This window comes from Vibrio sp. 10N.222.51.C5 (assembly GCF_041474575.1).
In the GTDB taxonomy this organism is placed as follows: domain Bacteria; phylum Pseudomonadota; class Gammaproteobacteria; order Enterobacterales; family Vibrionaceae; genus Vibrio; species Vibrio crassostreae_C.
On sequence record NZ_JBFRUJ010000005.1, the window covers coordinates 90530 to 110044 of the forward strand.

General features: G+C 43.8%; 18 protein-coding genes and 1 other RNA gene. 9 read left to right on the plus strand and 10 right to left on the minus strand.

Annotation, left to right across the window (positions count from 1 at the left end):
* Nucleotides 1-9: 9 nt before the first annotated feature.
* Nucleotides 10-441, plus strand: coding sequence for a type IV pilin protein (locus tag AB4558_RS01125; protein WP_372157790.1), 432 nt, complete (start codon nt 10-12; stop codon nt 439-441).
* 135 nt (nt 442-576) lie between these two features.
* Here AB4558_RS01125 and AB4558_RS01130 read toward each other — a convergent pair whose 3' ends face one another.
* The 7 genes from AB4558_RS01130 to grpE all read right to left on the minus strand — a co-directional run bounded on the left by AB4558_RS01130 (nt 577) and on the right by grpE (nt 9315).
* On the minus strand, nt 577-1419 hold the full coding sequence (locus tag AB4558_RS01130; RefSeq protein ID WP_371721134.1) for an IS3 family transposase: 843 nt from the start codon (nt 1417-1419) through the stop codon (nt 577-579).
* The gene (locus AB4558_RS01135; protein ID WP_029235845.1) at nt 1416-1925 is read right to left on the minus strand and encodes a helix-turn-helix domain-containing protein; all 510 of its coding nucleotides are present in this window, start codon (nt 1923-1925) and stop codon (nt 1416-1418) included. Before AB4558_RS01135 ends, AB4558_RS01130 begins: the two co-directional genes overlap by 4 nt.
* A gap of 115 nt (nt 1926-2040) precedes the next feature.
* Nucleotides 2041-3189, minus strand: coding sequence for a molecular chaperone DnaJ (gene dnaJ, locus AB4558_RS01140; protein ID WP_017068546.1), 1149 nt, complete (start codon nt 3187-3189; stop codon nt 2041-2043).
* A 284-nt stretch (nt 3190-3473) separates the two neighbouring features.
* On the minus strand, nt 3474-5387 hold the full coding sequence (gene dnaK, locus AB4558_RS01145) for a molecular chaperone DnaK (RefSeq protein ID WP_017059868.1): 1914 nt from the start codon (nt 5385-5387) through the stop codon (nt 3474-3476).
* A gap of 389 nt (nt 5388-5776) precedes the next feature.
* The gene (locus tag AB4558_RS01150; protein WP_017059866.1) at nt 5777-6814 is read right to left on the minus strand and encodes a polysaccharide lyase family 7 protein; all 1038 of its coding nucleotides are present in this window, start codon (nt 6812-6814) and stop codon (nt 5777-5779) included.
* 256 nt (nt 6815-7070) lie between these two features.
* Nucleotides 7071-8345, minus strand: a complete 1275-nt coding sequence (locus AB4558_RS01155; RefSeq protein WP_017072011.1) for a dicarboxylate/amino acid:cation symporter — start codon at nt 8343-8345, stop codon at nt 7071-7073.
* Between the two features lie 388 nt (nt 8346-8733).
* Entirely contained in the window at nt 8734-9315 is a 582-nt protein-coding gene (gene grpE, locus AB4558_RS01160; RefSeq protein WP_017069543.1) for a nucleotide exchange factor GrpE, read from the minus strand.
* 143 nt (nt 9316-9458) lie between these two features.
* On the opposite strand from grpE, the gene nadK reads away from it, so the two are divergent.
* From nadK to bamE, 3 genes are all read left to right on the plus strand, one after another.
* Nucleotides 9459-10343, plus strand: a complete 885-nt coding sequence (nadK, locus tag AB4558_RS01165; protein WP_136974100.1) for an NAD(+) kinase — start codon at nt 9459-9461, stop codon at nt 10341-10343.
* Nucleotides 10344-10624: 281 nt separating this feature from the next.
* Nucleotides 10625-12289 (plus strand): DNA repair protein RecN, encoded by a 1665-nt coding sequence (gene recN / locus AB4558_RS01170; RefSeq protein WP_017059862.1) that lies wholly within the window; start codon nt 10625-10627, stop codon nt 12287-12289.
* Nucleotides 12290-12456: 167 nt separating this feature from the next.
* Nucleotides 12457-12816, plus strand: coding sequence for an outer membrane protein assembly factor BamE (gene bamE / locus AB4558_RS01175; RefSeq protein ID WP_010438918.1), 360 nt, complete (start codon nt 12457-12459; stop codon nt 12814-12816).
* A 171-nt stretch (nt 12817-12987) separates the two neighbouring features.
* Here the strand turns inward: bamE and AB4558_RS01180 are convergent, their stop codons facing one another.
* Together AB4558_RS01180 and AB4558_RS01185 are read right to left on the minus strand one after the other, a co-directional pair.
* Entirely contained in the window at nt 12988-13296 is a 309-nt protein-coding gene (locus tag AB4558_RS01180; protein WP_016796754.1) for an RnfH family protein, read from the minus strand.
* Between the two features lie 3 nt (nt 13297-13299).
* Nucleotides 13300-13728, minus strand: coding sequence for an SRPBCC family protein (locus AB4558_RS01185; protein ID WP_010438915.1), 429 nt, complete (start codon nt 13726-13728; stop codon nt 13300-13302).
* 119 nt (nt 13729-13847) lie between these two features.
* Between AB4558_RS01185 and smpB the strand changes: the two genes are divergently transcribed.
* The 3 genes from smpB (at nt 13848) to AB4558_RS01200 (ending at nt 15858) form a co-directional block, all read left to right on the plus strand.
* Nucleotides 13848-14333 carry an SsrA-binding protein SmpB gene (gene smpB / locus AB4558_RS01190; RefSeq protein WP_004735156.1) on the plus strand — a complete coding sequence of 162 codons (486 nt, stop codon included), beginning with the start codon at nt 13848-13850 and terminating at the stop codon, nt 14331-14333.
* 66 nt (nt 14334-14399) lie between these two features.
* Nucleotides 14400-14766: a transfer-messenger RNA gene (gene ssrA / locus AB4558_RS01195) on the plus strand.
* A 174-nt stretch (nt 14767-14940) separates the two neighbouring features.
* Nucleotides 14941-15858, plus strand: a complete 918-nt coding sequence (locus AB4558_RS01200) for a DUF6236 family protein (protein ID WP_102393636.1) — start codon at nt 14941-14943, stop codon at nt 15856-15858.
* On the opposite strand, the gene AB4558_RS01205 is transcribed toward AB4558_RS01200, so the two are convergent.
* Nucleotides 15855-16409, minus strand: coding sequence for a recombinase family protein (locus AB4558_RS01205; protein WP_017071865.1), 555 nt, complete (start codon nt 16407-16409; stop codon nt 15855-15857). The genes AB4558_RS01200 and AB4558_RS01205 overlap by 4 nt on opposite strands.
* Nucleotides 16410-16807: 398 nt before the next feature.
* On the opposite strand from AB4558_RS01205, the gene yfcC reads away from it, so the two are divergent.
* Nucleotides 16808-18286: a putative basic amino acid antiporter YfcC gene (yfcC, locus tag AB4558_RS01210; protein WP_017071864.1), complete on the plus strand. Its 1479-nt coding sequence runs from the start codon at nt 16808-16810 to the stop codon at nt 18284-18286.
* A gap of 128 nt (nt 18287-18414) precedes the next feature.
* Complete coding sequence (locus AB4558_RS01215; protein ID WP_017059743.1) at nt 18415-19422, plus strand: succinylglutamate desuccinylase/aspartoacylase family protein; 1008 nt, start codon at nt 18415-18417, stop codon at nt 19420-19422.
* Nucleotides 19423-19515: the final 93 nt, after the last annotated feature.

A 19515-nucleotide genomic window follows, 5' to 3' on the forward strand; every position in this document is an offset into this window, starting at 1 on the left:
CTACTCGCGATGATTCGAAAAAATATATGCAACAGCAACAACATAAGCATGAGAGGGATGACATTGATCGAATTATTGATCGCTGTCGCCATCGTGGGGATACTCGGCGCCATTGCGTATCCAAGTTATACCAACCATGTTATCAAGGCACATCGAGTTACAGCGATGGCCGACTTAACCAAGATGCAACTGGAGATAGAAACTCTATACACAGGGAACTATGCGTCGGCAGCGGAGAATATTATTTCAGGAGGGACATGCTTGTTTTGTGATACCGATACTAACCGGTACACGCTAGCGATATCTGCGAGTAGCTCCACCTATTCAATTCAAGCTGAACCACTCTCACCACAAACAAACGATGATTGCTTAGATTCGACGACCGATATTTTGGAGCTACACCATTCTGGCGTTTCAGAGCCAGAAGCGTGTTGGAAGTAACAAGAGCAACCACCAAAGGGCTCTAGAATTTATCTGTGCAACCTCAATTCTTTCCTCTATGAGCTTCTTTTCTCTAACCTACAAACACAAAAAAGCCTGCTACATGAAGTGACCCCGTAAAGTTGGACATTTCTGTTAAGCGGCTTTCAAGGCCTGAGTTCGATATTCTATCGGAGTCAGGCCTTTTAGTTTCACTTTTATACGTTTGGTATTGTAGTACTCGATGTATTCTTTAATTTGCTCTATCAGAGCATCTGCATCTTCAAAGCTTTGGTTGTGATACATCTCTGTTTTGAGTAAAGCAAAAAAGTTTTCAGCAACCGCATTATCCAAGCAGTTACCTTTTCTCGACATGCTTTGCGTTAACCCACTCTCCGCTACCTTTTTCTGATACTGTCGATGGCGATATTGCCAACCTTGATCGCTGTGTATAATTGGCTTTGAGTTGGGTTTCAGCTTTGATATAGCCTCCGTCAGCATATCCGTGACAAGCGGCAAGCAGGCATTCTTGGCCACTCTATAAGCAACCACCTCCTGAGTAAACAAGTCGACAACGGGAGATAAGTATACTTTCTGTTCTTTGACTTTGAACTCCGTGACATCAGTTACCCACTTTTCATCGGGTTGAGTCGTACTAAAATCTCTTTCAAGAACGTTGGGAGCTGCTTTTCCTGACTCTCCTCGGTATGAACGATACTTTTTAATCCTGACCGTCGATTTAAGGTTGAGCTGAGCCATAAGTCTTTGAACCGTTTTATGATTAAGCACGAACCCCTGATTTTTTAGTTCCAAGTGAATACGGCGGTAGCCGTATCGCCCCTTATGTTCATGATAAATTGACTTTATCAACCGCTGCTCACGTTCGTAGCTATTTGGGCGCTTGCTCGTTTGAGCCTGATAATAAAAGACACTTTTTGCCAGCTGTAGAGTGTGCAGTAAGTGCTTTAACGGGTACTTGCCTTTAAGAGTTAGAGCTATGACCGCTTTTTCTTTGTTCGACGGTTTTTTTCCTGCTCCAACTCTTCCAACTTTTTTAGAACGGCATTCTCGGTTCGTAAGTAGACCAACTCCTCTTTTAGCTCCTCAAGCGTCATTTCATTATCAGGCTTAGTGGTACGTTGAGGTTGCTGTTTCATTGAGGGTCTTCCTTTCTGGCGCATTTCGAGCCCCTTGATACCGAGCTCATTAAATCGTTTGAGCCAGACAGAGAGTATTCCAGGGGATGAGAGGTTTAATACAGCGCTAGTGTGCGTGAGAGACCATTCATTCGTCCACATTAAATTCAATGCTTTTCGTTTTGTTTGAGCAGTCGCGGCATGCTTAGTTGGTAAAAATGAATCAGTACCATGGATGGCAAAGACTTGAGTCCAATACCGTATCTGCCTTGAAGAAATTGAATATTGTTTTGCTAAGTAGAGAGATGACGTGCCATCTAAGTATTGCTTAGCAATGATACATTTTAGCTCTCGGCTATATTTGGACATAAAAAGACCCCCAATAATTGGTGTCCAACTATTGGGGGTCAGTTCAACATGAGCAGGCTTTTCTAATATTATCAACAACCTAAAGTATCAATAACCTAATACATCAATGAATTGATTACTTAGTTAGGTCATCGAAGAAGTTTTTAACGCCGCTAAAGAAACCTTCAGACTTTGGCTTATGCTTGCTTGCCGCTTCACCACCACAGGTTTCTTCGAATTCACGCAGTAATTCTTTCTGGCGAGCGCTTAGCTTAACTGGAGTCTCAACCACTAGCTTAACGATTAGATCACCCACACCGCCACCACGAACGCCTTTCACGCCCTTGCCACGCATACGGAACATACGGCCCGTTTGTGTCTCTTCTGGTACCTTAAGGTTTACACGACCATCCAGTGTTGGAACTTCAACTTCACCGCCTAGAGCAGCCATAGAGAAGCTTACTGGTACTTCGCAGTAAAGGTTGTTGCCGTCACGTTCGAAGATGTTGTGCTCTTTTACGTGTACTTGTACGTACAGATCGCCAGCTGGAGCGCCGTGCTCTCCCGCTTCGCCTTCGCCAGATAGACGAATACGATCGCCAGTATCAACACCAGCAGGGATCTTAACGTTAAGTGTTTTCGTCTTCTGTTTGCGACCTTGACCATGACATGAGTTACATGGGTCTTTGATGATCTTGCCTTTACCGTTGCAAGTAGGACAAGTCTGTTGAACCGCAAAGAAACCTTGGCGCATTTGTACTTGGCCGTGGCCATGACAAGTGCCACACGTTTGTGCAGAAGAACCCGCTTTCGCGCCGCTGCCGTCACAAGTATCACACTCTACAAGTGTTGGTACTTCGATTTCTTTAGAAACACCACGAACCGCTTCTTCTAGAGAAAGTTCCATGTTGTAACGTAGATCTGAACCACGTTGTGCACGCTGTTGACCGCCACCACGACGACCGCCGCCGAAGATGTCGCCAAATACGTCACCGAAGATATCGCCGAAGTCACCTTGGCCACCGCCGCCGAAACCACCGCCGCCGCCCATGCCACCTTGTTCAAAGGCTGCATGACCGTATTGGTCGTAAGCTGCTTTCTTTTGAGAATCGGTTAGGATCTCGTACGCTACTTTTACTTCTTTAAACTTATCTGCTGCGGTCTCATCACCCTGGTTACGGTCCGGGTGGAATTTCATCGCTAAGCGTTTGTACGCTTTTTTAATATCGCGCTCTGATGCATCGCGGCTTACGCCTAATACTTCGTAAAAATCACGTTTTGACATGTTCTAGGTCACCAAAATAATTGCTACTACCGAATGATCACTTCAGTAGTCTGTGTATCAATCTAGATAAAAGTTCTGCCGGCTGAAATGCCGAATAAAGCTATTATCTAGATCGACAAGTCTAAATACAAATTTACGGGCGTGAGAGTTACCTCTGACGCCCGCAATAATAAGTCTTTGAGACAAATTTCTAAGAAGATAGCTTGAGTCCTAAGTGGAAGCGCGGAGCCTACGTTAGTAGGTGGACACTTCCGATAACGAAATCAGGCGACTCTGCGACGAAATTATTTTTTGTCTTCTTTAACTTCTTCAAACTCAGCGTCTACAACATCGTCGTCTTGCTTAGGTTGTTCACCAGCGTCAGCGCCAGCTTGTTCAGCTTGAGCTTTCTGTTGAGCAATTTCCATTAGCTTTTGAGCTGCTTGCATAAGTTCTTGAACTTTAGCGTCGATAGCTTCTTTATCGTTACCAGACTTAACTTCTTCTAGTGCAGTGATAGCCGCTTCGATTTTAGCTTTCTCGTCTGCAGGTAGAGCTTCACCAGCTTCTTCTACTTGCTTCTTAGTGCCGTGAATCATTTGGTCAGCTTGGTTACGTGCAGTTACTAGCTCTTCGAACTTTTTGTCCGCTTCTTTGTTAGCTTCTGCTTCTTGTACCATTGCTTCGATCTCTTCCTCAGACAGGCCGCCTGATGCTTGGATAGTGATCTTCTGCTCTTTACCTGTTGCTTTATCTTTAGCAGATACGTTCAGGATACCATCAGCATCTAGGTCGAATGTTACTTCGATTTGTGGCATGCCACGTGGTGCTGGTTGGATACCTTCTAGGTTAAACTGACCAAGAGACTTGTTGTAAGTCGCTTGCTTACGCTCACCTTGAAGAACGTGGATAGTTACTGCGTTTTGGTTGTCTTCAGCTGTAGAGAACACTTGATCCGCTTTAGTAGGGATAGTTGTGTTTTTCTCGATAAGCTTAGTCATCACGCCGCCCATCGTTTCGATACCGAAAGATAGAGGAGTAACGTCTAGTAGTAGAACGTCTTTAACGTCACCCGCTAGTACACCACCTTGAACAGCAGCACCCATTGCAACAGCTTCGTCAGGGTTCACGTCTTTACGTGGCTCTTTACCGAAGAATTCAGTTACTTTAGCTTGAACCATAGGCATACGAGTTTGACCACCAACTAGGATAACGTCAGTGATTTCGCCTACAGATAGGTCAGCATCCGCTAGAGCAACTTTTAGTGGCTCAAGAGAACGTTGAACTAGGTCTTCAACTAGAGACTCAAGCTTCGCACGAGTCACTTTGATGTTCATGTGCTTAGGACCAGTCGCATCAGCAGTAACGTAAGGTAGGTTTACGTCAGTTTGAGTAGTAGAAGAAAGCTCGATTTTCGCTTTTTCTGCTGCTTCTTTAACACGCTGCATTGCTAGTGGATCAGCTTTAAGGTCGATACCTTGTTCTTTCTTGAACTCATCTACTAGGTAGTTGATCATGCGGTTATCGAAATCTTCACCACCAAGGTGAGTGTCACCGTTAGTTGAAAGAACTTCGAAAGTCTTCTCGCCTTCTACTTCATCGATTTCGATGATAGAGATATCGAATGTACCACCACCAAGGTCGTATACAGCGATAGTGCGATCACCACCTTGCTTGTCTAGGCCGTAAGCTAGAGCAGCAGCAGTTGGTTCGTTGATGATACGTTTAACATCTAGACCAGCGATACGGCCAGCATCTTTCGTTGCTTGACGTTGAGCATCGTTGAAGTAAGCAGGAACAGTTACTACTGCGCCAGTTACTTCTTCGCCTAGGAAGTCTTCAGCTGTTTTCTTCATTTTCTTAAGAACTTCAGCAGATACTTGAGGAGCAGCCATTTTTTGGCCTTGCGCTTCAACCCATGCATCACCGTTGTCAGCCTTAACAATGTTGAAAGGCATGATTTCGATATCGCGTTGAACTTCTTCATCTTCAAAACGACGACCGATTAGACGCTTAATTGCGTATAGCGTGTTTTGAGGGTTAGTAACTGCTTGACGTTTCGCAGGTTGACCAACTAGCGTCTCGCCGTCAGTGTATGCGATTACCGATGCTGTTGTGCGTTCGCCTTCAGCATTTTCTAGTACGCGTGGTTTGTCGCCGTCTAAAACAGCAACACAAGAGTTAGTAGTACCTAAATCAATACCAATGATTCGACCCATCAGGCTATCTCCGAAATATAATCTATATTAGTTTTTTGCTATACCCACATATGTGGGGGGCGGTAATCAGGGATTCAACCCTAATACACAAAATTTAAGTGCAAATGTAATTTGCTTTCGTATGCACCATAGATAAGGGCTGCAAACTGGTTTTCAAGGGAATAAGTAAAAAAAATCTATTTTTTCCCGTATCTTTTTACATAAAGGTAAAAAGTGACCGATCCCTTGCCAATTAAGGCTCCAATGTTGAGAAACTCTCGCATTTGTCGCCACATTGAAACCTCAACCCTATTCCAGATGCCATAAAAAAAGACCTTCATGTGGAAGGTCTTTTTCAAATAGATATTAATCAGTTAAATATTGTTCAAATGGTGACTGATTCAGCCACATTATTGGTTGAGCACTAACTGGTAGAAGCTCGCTTGAGTGTAATCACCCGCTTCCATACCACGCCATTCACAGGCTGAGCTCGACTTCTTAGTGTTGCATTGATTGTATGCGCCCGCCTTGAAGTACATCCAGTCCTGTCCATAACCAAGGTCGATATCATGCCCCTGATACTTACCCTTAGCCAAATCAACATCATACGTCTTCACAATAGGATCGGCTGAGTTTGGATTCTTAGTAAAGGTTAAGTGCATGATGTTATCTTTGATATTCACATCGTATGAGAACACTTCACCTAGCTTGATGCCATCAGCAGGGTCCGAGCTGCCTTTTTTCAGATTGTATTGACCAAATACATCATGGCGAATGTCTTTACGAAGTTTCTTTCCGTTTTCATCCTTCGCGTTTTTCATCTCTGTCGGCGGGTTTAACTCATAGTTCCACGTTAACGAACCATGCTCATGTTCTGGCAACTTGCGGTAAACAATTTTCAGAGGTTCATTATCCGACCCATGGATTTGACCAATAACCACAGAGAATGCACCGGTTTTCTTATAGTTACCGCTGGTGCTCACCTGATCAACAGAAAGTGTTGCCGTCATCTGGCCACCGATAGAGCCAAACTCTTCCGCGTTCTTATGGCTTGAAATCGCGAAGTTGTTGCTCGGCGCAGAGTAGCTATCCGCTAGCATCGCTCTTAGCTCACTACGCGTGTTTTTACTGTTTGGCGTCGTTGGAGCTGTATTCGGAGCCACAAACACCATCGCACCAGACTCGGCATCCGTGTAGAACCATTTAGGGTGAACGTAAGGCGTGTCTACATTCGACAGTTCCTTTTTACCAATCTCCAGCGTTTTACCTTTTCTAGACCCTTCAGTCGTCAGCTCCGGTAAGTTAATTTTCCATTTAGATAAATCGAAGTTTTGTGCTGGTGCTTTTGCAGGGTCAAGATTGAACTGTTGACCAATATCGTGATTAGAAGCAAGAGCGGGAGCGGCTAAAAGGCTGGCAGTCAGTAGGCTAAGGTAAGACAGCTTCATTATTGGGTTTCCTTTATGTCGTCATAATGTAGGTTGTCAGAACAATAAAATAATATTGTATTATTATATGTGATCTATATTAAATATTGAAAACTGATGACCCATTCAGCGCGAGTAAAAAGAAAAAATGAGACTTAACACCAATCAAAGATCTTTTTAGCTAAGTTATCAGATAGCCCAAAGCACTTATCATCAGAAACAAAAAAGCCCCGCTCTCATTGAGCGGGGCTTCTAATTATCGAATCTTAATTAAGAATTATGCTTCTGCTTTCTTTAGCTCAGCTTCTTCGTTAGCTTCAACGCCGATTTCGTTTTCAGATTTCGCTACGATAGTGTTAACCGCAGTATCACCAACAACGTTAGAAGAAGTACAGAACATGTCACAGATACGGTCAACAGCAGCAACAATCGCTAGACCTTCTGGTGGCAAACCTAGTTGGTGCAATAGAACACCGACCATAACCACACCACCACCAGGAACACCACCAGCACCGATAGAAAGTAGCAAGATAGTTAGACCTAGAGTAAAGATATCAGCAGTGTTGATTGGCTGACCGAATGCGTTTGCTACGAACATAGTTGCTAGTGCGATGTAGATAGATACACCAGACATGTTCATTGTTGCACCTAGTGGTACACCGAAACCTGCCACTGACTTAGATACGTTTAGTTTGTCCGTCAGAGTACGCATTGTTACTGGGATTGTTGCGTTCGAACTTGCTGTAGATAGTGAGAATAGAACTTGCTCACGAGTTGCACGTAGGAACTGCTTTGGAGAAATACCAGTGAATGAACCAACCATCATTGGATAGAAGAAGAAAATCCAGAACACAAGCATTGCAACCACAAGCGCCACATAGCCAGCAACTGACATTAGCGTGTCTGCATCCAGTGTTGCGCCCAGTTGAATCATCAGAGCAAATACACCGTAAGGCGCCAAGCTCATTACTAGGCCGATAAGCTTCATCATGATTTCGTTAGCCATCTTGAATGTCTTGATAGCTGGGCCACCACGAGAATCAAGCGCTTGAATAGCAAGACCTGTCAAAATTGCCATGAAGATGATTTGTAGCATGTCGCCGCTTGCGAACGCTTCTACAGGGTTGCTAGGAACGATGTTAACAACAAGAGAGAAGATGTCTGGTGTTTCAGTTGTTGTAAGCGCAATTGTCTCAGAAACCGTACCCGCAAGGTTCGCACCTGCACCTGGTTGGAAAATAAGACCAATCGTTAGCGCTGCTGAAATCGCGATGATGGTGTTAATAATGTAAAGACCAAAGGTTTTACCACCAAGACGACCAAATGAACGAATATCTTTTAGCTCAACAATACCGCAAACAATAGATACGTAAACAAGAGGAACTACAAGCAATTTGATAAGTGATACGAACATACCACCAGCACCTTCGGCAGCGCCAAGTAGATACGTATCAAAAATAGCAATACCGCTGAATAGGTACTGAATAGCAGTACCAATAAGTAGACCGGCGAACAAGCCTACAAAAATTTTACTTGAGAGCGATTTATCCATCGTTCTTCTCCAGTTTGTTGTGTTTGAAATTTGTACTTTTATAGTTATATATGCGACCAAAATCGCTATATGGCAGTGGATTTTACATACAAAGATAACAATTAAAAGTATTTATTTACAAAAACACCACAAATGTGACATCAAAACATTTACTCAATCACAACAAGTTTCATAACACAAAACTCTAAATCGCTGATCTGAATGAAATAAAAAGAACGACATTCTTAATGCGGTTTTGATGCTTATTTACGTGGACTCTCAAGTTATAGGCACAAAAAAAGAGAGGCCTATACCTCTCTTTTTATTTTACGCAAACCAGTGATTTATTTTGTCGCTGCGACTAACTCAGTCAATGCACCAGTCAATCACTTGGCAACGTAATTCGTCATTACTTAGCAACCATAACCATCGCTGGGCGAACCACACGACCGTTTAGTTCGTAGCCTTTTTGCATCACAAACATAACCGTGTTCGATTCGTGATCTGGGCTTTCTTGAATAGACATCGCTTGGTGGAATTCAGGGTTGAACGCTTCACCTTCAGGGTTGATCTCTTTAAGACCAAACTTAGCAACTGTGTCTACGAACGTTTTGTGCGTTAGCTCAACACCTTCATACAGTGGCTTAACCACTTCGTTTTCAGCGTCTGCTGCTTGCATTGCACGCTCTAGGTTGTCGATTACAGGAAGCAGACCTTCAGCAAACTTGTTCAAAGCGAATTTACGCGCTTTATCAATTTCTTGTTCGCTACGGCGACGCATGTTTTCAACTTCAGCTTTCGCGCGAAGAACAGAATCTTGCTGCTCTTTCACTTTAGATTCACTAGAAAGCAGTGCAGCTTCCAGTTGAGCGATTTTTGCTTCCTGCTCATCAGCAGCGTCTTCATTCAGTTCAGCTTCTTCAACTTTCTCAGCTTCAGCGATGATCTGATCTAGCTCTGCTTCGGTTACTTTGTTTTCTTCGTTGCTCATGATATCTCCAGAATTCGTTTTCAATGCAAGTGACAGGCGTGTTTGCACCCCAAATTGATATAAAACACTCGCATAGACGTTCAACTTGCCTTTATTATGGGGATGAAGAATTTTGATTCAAGCCTAATTCGTTTGGAAACGTTATGAAAAAGCCATTTGAAGTCATCGCCATTATCGGTAAACCTCGAGATCAGCAAGCAATTCAGACTCATAGAGAGCTCTATCAGTGGTTAAGTGCTGAGGGTTATCAAGTGTTTGTTGATGACAGACTCGCCACTATTTTGGACGACATCCCAAAAGAACATTTTTCTAGCCTGATTGAATTAGGTAAACGCGCCGATCTCGCTATTGTGGTCGGTGGTGATGGAAATATGCTCGGTGCGGCTAGAATTTTGTCACGTTTCGACATTTCAGTGATTGGTGTTAACCGAGGCAATCTTGGTTTCCTAACCGATCTCAACCCTGAAAACTTCCAGAGTGCGCTTACTGATGTACTCAAAGGCGAGTTCATGGAAGAAGAGCGCTTCTTACTTGAAACGGAAATTCATCGTCACGGCCAGGTAAAAAGCCACAATGCAGCACTTAATGAGGCTGTACTGCACCCCGGCCAAGTTGCTCACATGATCGAGTTCGAAGTGTATATCGATGACAGCTTCGCCTTCTCACAGCGCTCTGATGGCTTAATCGTCTCAACACCGACAGGTTCTACCGCCTACTCGCTTTCCGGCGGCGGCCCTATCCTGTCATCAAGCCTAAATGCTATCTCACTCGTGCCAATGTTCCCGCACACCCTTTCAAGCCGCCCATTAGTGGTGGATGGCAAGCGTCGTATTAAGCTTATCGTATCGCCTGATAACCGTGGAACTCAGGAAGTGAGCTGTGATGGTCAAATCTCGCTACCGGTTTCTCCTGGTGATGAGATCCACATTTACCAAAGCCCAAATGTGCTCAAACTGATCCACCCTAAAGACTACAACTACTACCACGTTCTACGTAACAAGCTAGGCTGGTCGAGCAAGCTGTTCTAAGTGAAAAGCGAACGATTTTAAAAAGGCTGACGACATTCGTCAGCCTTTTTTATTGCCGATTAAAAGCCCACCGCCTCTATCTTTACGCCAATCCACCACATCGTCATTCCCAAGAGGGAGGAACGACTGAGTTGGGAATCTATAGCGGTTTCAGTGATCTACAGACAAGCTCAATTCTGAGAGCTGTCGCAAAAAATTTTCACCTGTCGACTTTACTGTATAAAGAAACAGTATATACTGAGCTTATATACAGTATTGTTCAGTTATACAGGTAAATAAAAATGCTGGCTCATTTAAGTGTTAATAATTTCGCTATTGTTAAGTCTTTACAGCTAGAACTCTCTAAAGGCATGACAACAATCACCGGGGAAACTGGTGCGGGTAAATCTATCGCTATCGATGCTTTAGGCTTATGCCTTGGAGGAAGATCCGATGCAGGAATGGTTCGACAAGGTGAAGAAAAAACCGAAGTCAGTGCCGCTTTTTTACTTGAGAACAATCTGCATGCTACCCGCTGGTTAGAAGACAACGAATTGCTTGATGGCAGTGAGTGCATCCTGCGCAGAACCATCTCAAAAGAAGGTCGTTCTCGTGCATTCATCAACGGTAGCCCTGTCCCTCTTTCGCAATTGAAATCGCTAGGACAACTGCTGATCAACATCCATGGTCAACACGCGCATCACCAGTTGATGAAAAGCGATTACCAAATGGCCATGCTTGATCAATACGCAGGCCACTTGAACCTATTGAAATCGACACGTAATGCTTATCAAGCCTGGCGACAAGCGGATAACCACTTAAAAGAGTTACGTGAAAATAGCCAGCAAAACCAAGCTCAAAAACAACTTCTTGAATACCAAATCAAAGAGTTAAATGAGCTGTCTATTGGGGAGGAAGAATATGAAGACCTCGAACAAGAGCATAAGCGCCTCTCCAATAGCGGAGAACTGGCCACAACCTGTCAGCAAGCTATCGAGCTTATTTATGAAGGCGAAGAAGTTAATGCGCTTGGTATTCTGCAATCGGCCAATAACTCCTTAATTCAGCTAGCTGAGCTAGATGAAAGATTGGCCGAGTTACCGAACTTGCTTTCTGAAGCCATTATTCAGATCGAAGAAACCAACAACGAGTTAAGAACCTACCTAGACAGCATTGATGTTGATCCCGGTCGTATGGCTTACGTTGAGGAACGTTTCTCTAAAGTGATGTCGATGTCTCGTAAACACCACGTATTACCTGAAGAGCTGTATAAGCACCATCAAGACTTACTACAACAAGTTGAAGCGCTTGATTGCTCTGATGAAAAATTAGAAGAACTGGCCAACGAGGTGGAAAACCAATACCAATCGTTCGTTGCTAAATCAGAAAAGCTTCATAAATCTCGAACTCGTTACGCAAAAGAGCTCAACAAGCTGATCACGCAAAGCATGCACGAACTGAGCATGGAAAAAGCGCAGTTTGCCATTGAAGTGAACAACACCAACACACACCCTTCTCCATTGGGTATGGATAACGTGACCTTCATTGTTTCGACCAACCCAGGCCAACCGATGCAGCCGATTGCGAAAGTGGCCTCTGGTGGTGAGTTATCACGAATCTCATTAGCGATTCAGGTGATCACAGCGCAAAAAGTGGATACACCAAGCCTGATTTTCGATGAAGTCGATGTGGGTATCAGTGGACCAACCGCTGCGGTTGTCGGAAAAATGCTACGTAAGCTAGGCGAATCGACACAAGTTATGTGCGTGACTCACTTACCTCAAGTTGCCGGTTGCGGTCACCAACAACTTTTTGTAGCGAAGAACACTAAATCAGGTAAAACCGAGACTCAAATGCACACGCTTGATGAGCAACAACGCGTTTCAGAGCTTGCTCGACTGCTTGGTGGCAGCCAGATTACCGAATCGACGCTTGCCAATGCAAAAGAGTTATTAATCGCAGCATAGGTTACATATTCAGCAACTTTCTGATAATTTACCGAAAATTCTTGGCAATTTTGCAACTTAATTCAAAATTGCCAGTCATAACAAGCTCAAAGCGCAAGGAGCTTTTTACTTCTTGCTGGAGCTTGTTTATTATCAGGCAGTATTTTAGCGAAGAAAGATCTCAAACTATGCGAATTAAAAAGTGGTTAGTTGCAGTTCCACTTGCACTAACAATGTTGACCGGTTGCTCTCTATTAGAGAAGTTGGTTTATCGAATTGACATCAATCAGGGTAACTATGTTGAACAGGAAGCTGTCGATCAGCTCAAGTTTGGCATGACAAAAACACAAGTTCGTTACGTTATGGGCTCACCTATGCTTATCGAAAATGGCTACCCAGATACGTGGTACTACATTTACCACCACACAAAAGGCCATGAAGACTCGATTCAAAAAAATCTTGTTGTTAACTTTGATGCAACGGGCACCTTAGTGACGATCAATGGTGATTTTGAAGCCAGTGATGAATTCTTCGAAAGCCTTCGCTAGCTTTCAACTAACAAAGCTTTCCAGTCAAAAGCAAGAATCGCAAAAGCCTGCTCATATGAGCAGGCTTTTTAATATCTGCTAACAAATGAGACTGTAGACTGTATTGTCTAACAAACAGATGAAAAAAAGCTCGCTAATGCGAGCTTCTTTATCATTCAAATTTGTTTGGTATTACGATTTAGCCGCCGCTTTCGCTTGTTCAGCACGCTTACGGCGAATTTCTTTTGGATCGGCTAACAGTGCTCGATAAATTTCGATACGATCTTTATCTCGAACGGTTGCATCTAACTTAACGTTGCGGCTGTATACGCCAACTTTATTTTTCGCCAAGTCGATTTCTGGATACAACTCTAAAACACCAGACTGCGCAATAATCTCTTCAACGGTCGCGTTCTTATTTACCACTAAGGTAAATACACGCTGCTCATGTGGAAGCGCAAACACAACTTCTACGTGGATCATATCTGATTCAATAGTCATGGCTTAGTAAACCTGTTTCGCTCGTTGAGTAAAAGCACTGACCATATTGCTTGTCAGTTCATTGAAAATCTTGCCAAATGCCATTTCAATCATTCGACTAGAAAATTCAAACTCTAGTTTAAGTTCAACCTTACATGCTTGGTCGTCTAGAGGAGTGAAATACCAGCCCCCCTCCAGCTTCTTAAACGGGCCATCTACCAGCTCCATTAAAATTTCAGCACCATCCGCCATTCGATTCGACGTAGTGAATGTTTTACTGATACCAGCTTTAGAGACATCAACCGAAGCCACCATCGCGGAATCTGAAGATTCGATCACACGAGAACCAGAACATCCTGGCAAAAACTCAGGATAACGAGCAACATCATTGACCAAGCTGAACATCTGGTCGGCACTAAAAGACACTAATGCTGAACGAGTAACCTTTGGCATATAGACTCCTGTTAAAGACAGCGTTACATTAACACAAACTGCAATTTTAATTGTATTGGGCCAGAGCGCAAATAAAAAGGATTCCCCATCTAGGGCGCATTCCGTATAATGAGGCCATTATGGCAAAGAATAAATCAAAATCAAAAGCCGGTAGTAATACCATTGCGCTTAATAAGAAAGCTCGCCACGAATATTTCATCGATGATGAGATAGAAGCGGGGCTTGAGCTACAAGGCTGGGAAGTAAAATCCCTACGTGAAGGCAAAACCAATATCGCAGAAAGCTACGTATACATCCGAGATGGCGAAGCATTCATCAGTGGTATGACGATTACTCCGCTAACTCAAGCGAGTACTCATATCGTGGCGAACCCAACACGTATCCGTAAACTATTAATGTCGAGAAAAGAACTCGACAACCTTATCGGTCGTATTAACCGTGAAGGCATGACGCTTGTCGCAACCGCACTTTACTGGTCTCGCTCTTGGGCGAAGATTAAAGTTGGCGTAGCGAAAGGTAAAAAGCTGCACGATAAACGTACTGATATGAAAGAAAAAGATTGGGCGAGAGATAAAGCACGAATTATGAAGAGTAATTTGCGTTAATTTTAAGCACTTAAACGCACAGTGCTAGACAGGGTAAGCTTTTCTGGTACTATGCAAATAACACTTGGGGCTGATTTAGGATTCGACAGGAATTTTGAAGTCTGAGGTGCATGCCGTGGGGCGGTTGGCCACGTTAAAAGCCGCAAAAAAATAGTCGCAAACGACGAAAACTACGCACTAGCAGCTTAATAACCTGCTCAGAGCTCTCTTACCCTAGCTTCCGCTCGTAAGACGGGGACCAATAAGAGATCAAACCCAAACTAGCTAGCGTGGCTTCTCCCACCTGAGAGGAAAAGCGCGAATTATAATTCAGGTTAGCCTTTAACTAGCGTGTCGGTTCGCAGGTTGCTGGTGAAATTAAAGATCGACTAAGCATGTAGTACCAATGATGAATGATTTTTGGACGCGGGTTCAACTCCCGCCAGCTCCACCAAACGTTTTGAAACAGCGTTATTTCAATAGGTTAGCGCCTTTTGGGATAGCGCTGTTTTTGTATGGGTGCCACAGTAAAGTGCCACACTTCATAAAGTCTATTCTCTTCCTTTCCCCTATTCAACACCTTGCATTATCATAATAACCTAACTATCTGAGTGTAAGGCGATTATCAATGGAAAGAGGTATTGTTCTATCTCCTCAATTTGAGTATCCAGAAACAGGTGGGGCTTTATTTCGTTCTGCTACTGATGATTTTGAGTTACGTAAGTACCTACTTTATTGGGATAAGATTGAAGTTCCTAAATGCTCCTCGATAGAGTTTGATTGCTGGCAGTTCCAAGAACTAGAAAAAGCTGGTGCGTTACAACGAACTCGACATGGAGAAAAACCTCGCTCGCTTGGAATGCGCATGGAACAAAGCAGTGTGATTAATGTATCTAACTTTATGACTGCTGAGATTGTTGATTGCACTGATGTAACCCTAAGCAAAAAGGCTGGAGATGAAATCCTTGCTTCACATGAAGCAATTTTTAAACAGCTCAATGAAGCACATCCAGGCTTATGGTCTAAGGCTCAAATCTCGGATAGCATTCTCACCACAACTCCTGTAGATAAAGAGAGTATTGAACTGGAGCTTCACGGTTTACTACCCGTCCCTACTGTTAGCACACACTTCGATTCTATACTTGAATTTAAGTACAAGCATCATGATGAACTGCTCGCGTTCCGTAGTTACCTAGATGAACTCTACCAGTCAGTGCTAACTGCTGGTGACATACCTAGAGCAAAAAATACCGCAATGATTAAGCTGGAAGCTTCCATTAGAGATGTCAATCGCACCTTAGAACAGTCCAAAATAGACATTAGTGTCGATAGCCTTCGCTCTGTGATTTCAGATACAACTGGTATCCTAGGCTTAACTCTTGCTGCACTAGGTACAGCATCGCAATTTGGTTTTGACCCGTTAAAAGCTGGCTTAGCTGGTGCAGCAATAGGAATTGCACCAAAACTAATACGCCAATCATCCGACTCCACTCCAGCGGAACTCATGTACCTCAAGAGCGTGAGAAGAGAGTTTAAACCAGCTTAATACTCTCTAGCGTCAAGGAGCCGATACAGTGTCGCACGACCTATTCCTAACTCCTTGGCTGCTTTAGCTTTAGGTACACCGTTATCCAATAGCTTCTGCACATCCTCTTTCGTCACCTGTGCTTTCGGTCTACCTATGTGTTTACCAGCTGCCTTCGCTGCTGCTATCCCCTCAGCCTGACGCTCTTTAATCAATTCCCTTTCCATCTGTGCCACTGCTGCCAGTATCCCTAGTACACCTTTCTGCGCTGCACTCATTACACCATCGAATCTCATTCCTTCCTTGTGGAACTGTACCGATACACCTTTCTGGTTCATCTGCTCCACCAGCCCTACAGCATCACCTGCACCGCTACGACAGATACGGTCTAGGCTGTGAACATGCAGCACATCACCATCCCTGACATAATCCAAGCACGCCTGTAGCTGTGGTCTGTCTACTGTCTTAGCTGATACCTTTTCCTCGAACACCTTATCCAGTTTCACATCTGCTAACTGTCTGCTGGTGGACTGCTCTGCTGTACTAACTCGAATGTAACCTACGTTCGCCATGCTTACTCCTAGTGTCTCAAAACCTCTTAACACTTACAGGGTTGTATGTATCAAAACTCTAAGTCAATGCTTTTGAGACAACCTTAGATACAGTCTCATAAGGTATAGTTTTTTATATATCCAGAGTCGCTCTATGAAACTTACCGCACTGCTTAAAAAGCACCTGAGCTAGGACTTTTTACCTCTAAATAAAACCAGGCAATAACAAGTTAAAAATAAAAACCATCATGCCACGCAAAAACAAGAACATAACACCACCAAACAAGCCAAAAACCAACTTAAAATTGACATTATATGCTTAATTAGTGATATTTTATGCCAATCTTAATTATAGCTAAAAACTGACAATGAGCACGACAACCACAACATCGGATACCATCCAAAATAAGACATGGAAAATGCCAGATACTCTGGTGCTAATTTTCTTTATCGCGTTGCTTGCGACTGCAATGACATATGTCATACCTGCAGGCATGTTTGAAACACAAGACATCAGCTATGTTTCTGATGGTGCAGAGAAAACTCGTACCGTTCTAGATCCAGCTTCATTTGCCTATCACACCGACCCCCAAGGCAACCCGATTTACAATACTGTCGGACTATTCGCCAGCGGTGGTGATATCGGCTTAATGAACTTCGTATTTGAAGGTTTAGTGTCTGGATCTAAGTGGGGTTCAGCAATCGGCGTTATCATGTTTATGCTTGTGATTGGCGGTGCTTTCGGCATTGTGATGCGCACAGGTACTATTGATAACGGTATCTTGCGTCTCATAGACAAAACCAAGGGCAGTCAATCTCTTTTCATTCCAGTATTATTTGCACTGTTCTCGCTCGGTGGGGCTGTATTTGGTATGGGTGAAGAAGCCGTCGCCTTTGCCATTATTATCGTGCCGCTAATGGTACGTATTGGCTATGATGGTATTACTACGGTAATGGTGACGTACGTAGCGACTCAGATTGGTTTTGCTGCTTCTTGGATGAACCCATTTTCTGTTGCTGTTGCCCAAGGCATTGCTGGTGTACCTGTCTTATCTGGGGCATCGGTGCGTATCGCTCTATGGGTTTTCTTCACCGCGCTCGGCATCGCTTTTACGATGTGGTATGCGAATTCGGTAAAGAAAGACCCTTCGAAATCTTACAGTAAAGCTGGTGATGTTTACTTCAAGAAGCAACAAGGAGACTTGACTCAATCACGTTGGAATATCGGCGATACGTTGGTGATTCTCACCGTGATAGCGAGCATGACCTGGGTTATTTGGGGTGTAGTGGTTCACGCATGGTACATTCCTGAAATTGCCTCTCAGTTTTTCACTATGGGATTTGTTGCTGGCTTAATCGGTGTTATTTTCCGATTAAATGATATGACCATCAACGACATGGCCGATTCATTTAAGGAAGGCGCAAGTGTGATGCTAGCGCCCGCTATTCTTGTGGGTAGTGCTAAAGGTATCTTGCTGATTTTAGGCGGCGGCAGCGATGCAACCGAGCCAAGCGTACTGAATTCAATCTTAAGCAGTGCGGGCGGTGTGATTAGTGCATTGCCAGAAGCGATGGCTGCTTGGCTGATGTTCGCCTTCCAAGCTATTTTCAACTTCTTTGTAACGTCAGGATCAGGGCAGGCAGCTCTAACGATGCCATTAATGGCGCCACTCGCCGATTTAGCAGGTGTGACTCGTCAAGTCGCGGTTTTAGCATTCCAGCTAGGTGATGGCTTTACCAATATCATCGTCCCAACATCAGCTTCTTTGATGGCAACACTAGGTGTATGCCGCATTGACTGGGGTGATTGGGCAAAATTCTGCTGGCGCTTTATCGTGCTGCTATTCTGCTTGTCGAGCGTTATTATTGTTGCGGCTCACCTGCTGGGTTTTGCATAACAGCGCCTTTCAATATTTACGTGTATCTCAATGGGCAGTTTACTGCCCATTTTTAATCACAGCTTTCAATAACAATCATCCAACACAGACTCAGAATAGATTGTGAACCAGAGACAAAGGAAACTAGTGTGAGAAAAACTACTTATACCAATGATGTTCTAAATGGACACCCTGTAATATCTCAACTCAATGTTGATGACTTACCGATGGGATGCCATCGTTTCTGGTTTGAGGCACAAACTAACGGTGTTGGTCAAAATCATCATTTACCTGTGGTCGTCTATCGCGGTGAGCAAAGTCAAAATGCTCGCAAAATAATGGTAACGGCAGGCGTTCATGGTGATGAATTAAATGGAGTTATTACCGCACAGAAGGTCATTCAAAAGCTCGTAAACGAGGAGATACACGGCACAGTCATCATTATTCCGATGATTAATGTGTCAGGTATGTTGATGCACAGCCGAGATTTTATTTCATCGGATCCGGATGCATCCCCAGCAAACCTTAACCGTATATTCCCTGGAAACCCGAACGGTGATGCCTCACAACGTTTTACACATTCAATTTGGCAGAACCTACTCAGCCATAATGCGGATCTTGCTATCGATCTGCATACCCAAACTCGCGGAGCAGAGTATCCTTTGTATGTCTTTGCCGATTATCGAATCCCCGCAGCAATCAAAATGGCTCGATTGATCAATCCTGACTGTATTTTTGATGATCCAGGTGATGATGGCGTTTTAGAAACGCAGCTCAATAAAAGTGGGACGCCCGCTATCACCGTCGAGGTTGGTTCTGGAAAGGTTTTACAACCCGACCTCATTGAGCGTTCAGTGAATGGCGTGATGAATATCCTGCACTCGGAAAATATCATCTCTACAAAGATAGATCAGCCTCACTATGCCTGCTTTGAAGGCAAAGAAACGGTGACCATTAGAGCCAATGTCGGTGGTTTCGCTCTCCCTCAAGTTAAGGTCAGTGAATCAGTACAATCAAAACAATTGATTTCAATTCAATATGATAGTTTTGGTTCTGAAAAACAACGTTATTACGCCCCTGCTGATGGCTATGTACTCAGTGTCAATCAAGATCCGATGCGTGAACCGGGCGCTTTGTTAGTCAGACTATTGAAGTAACACGTCACTTCATCAAATGGCTCTTTACTGATGGCATTTGAGTCGTTAACCCATATTGTGAAAAGGGGATAACTCGGCAGAGCTATCCCCTTA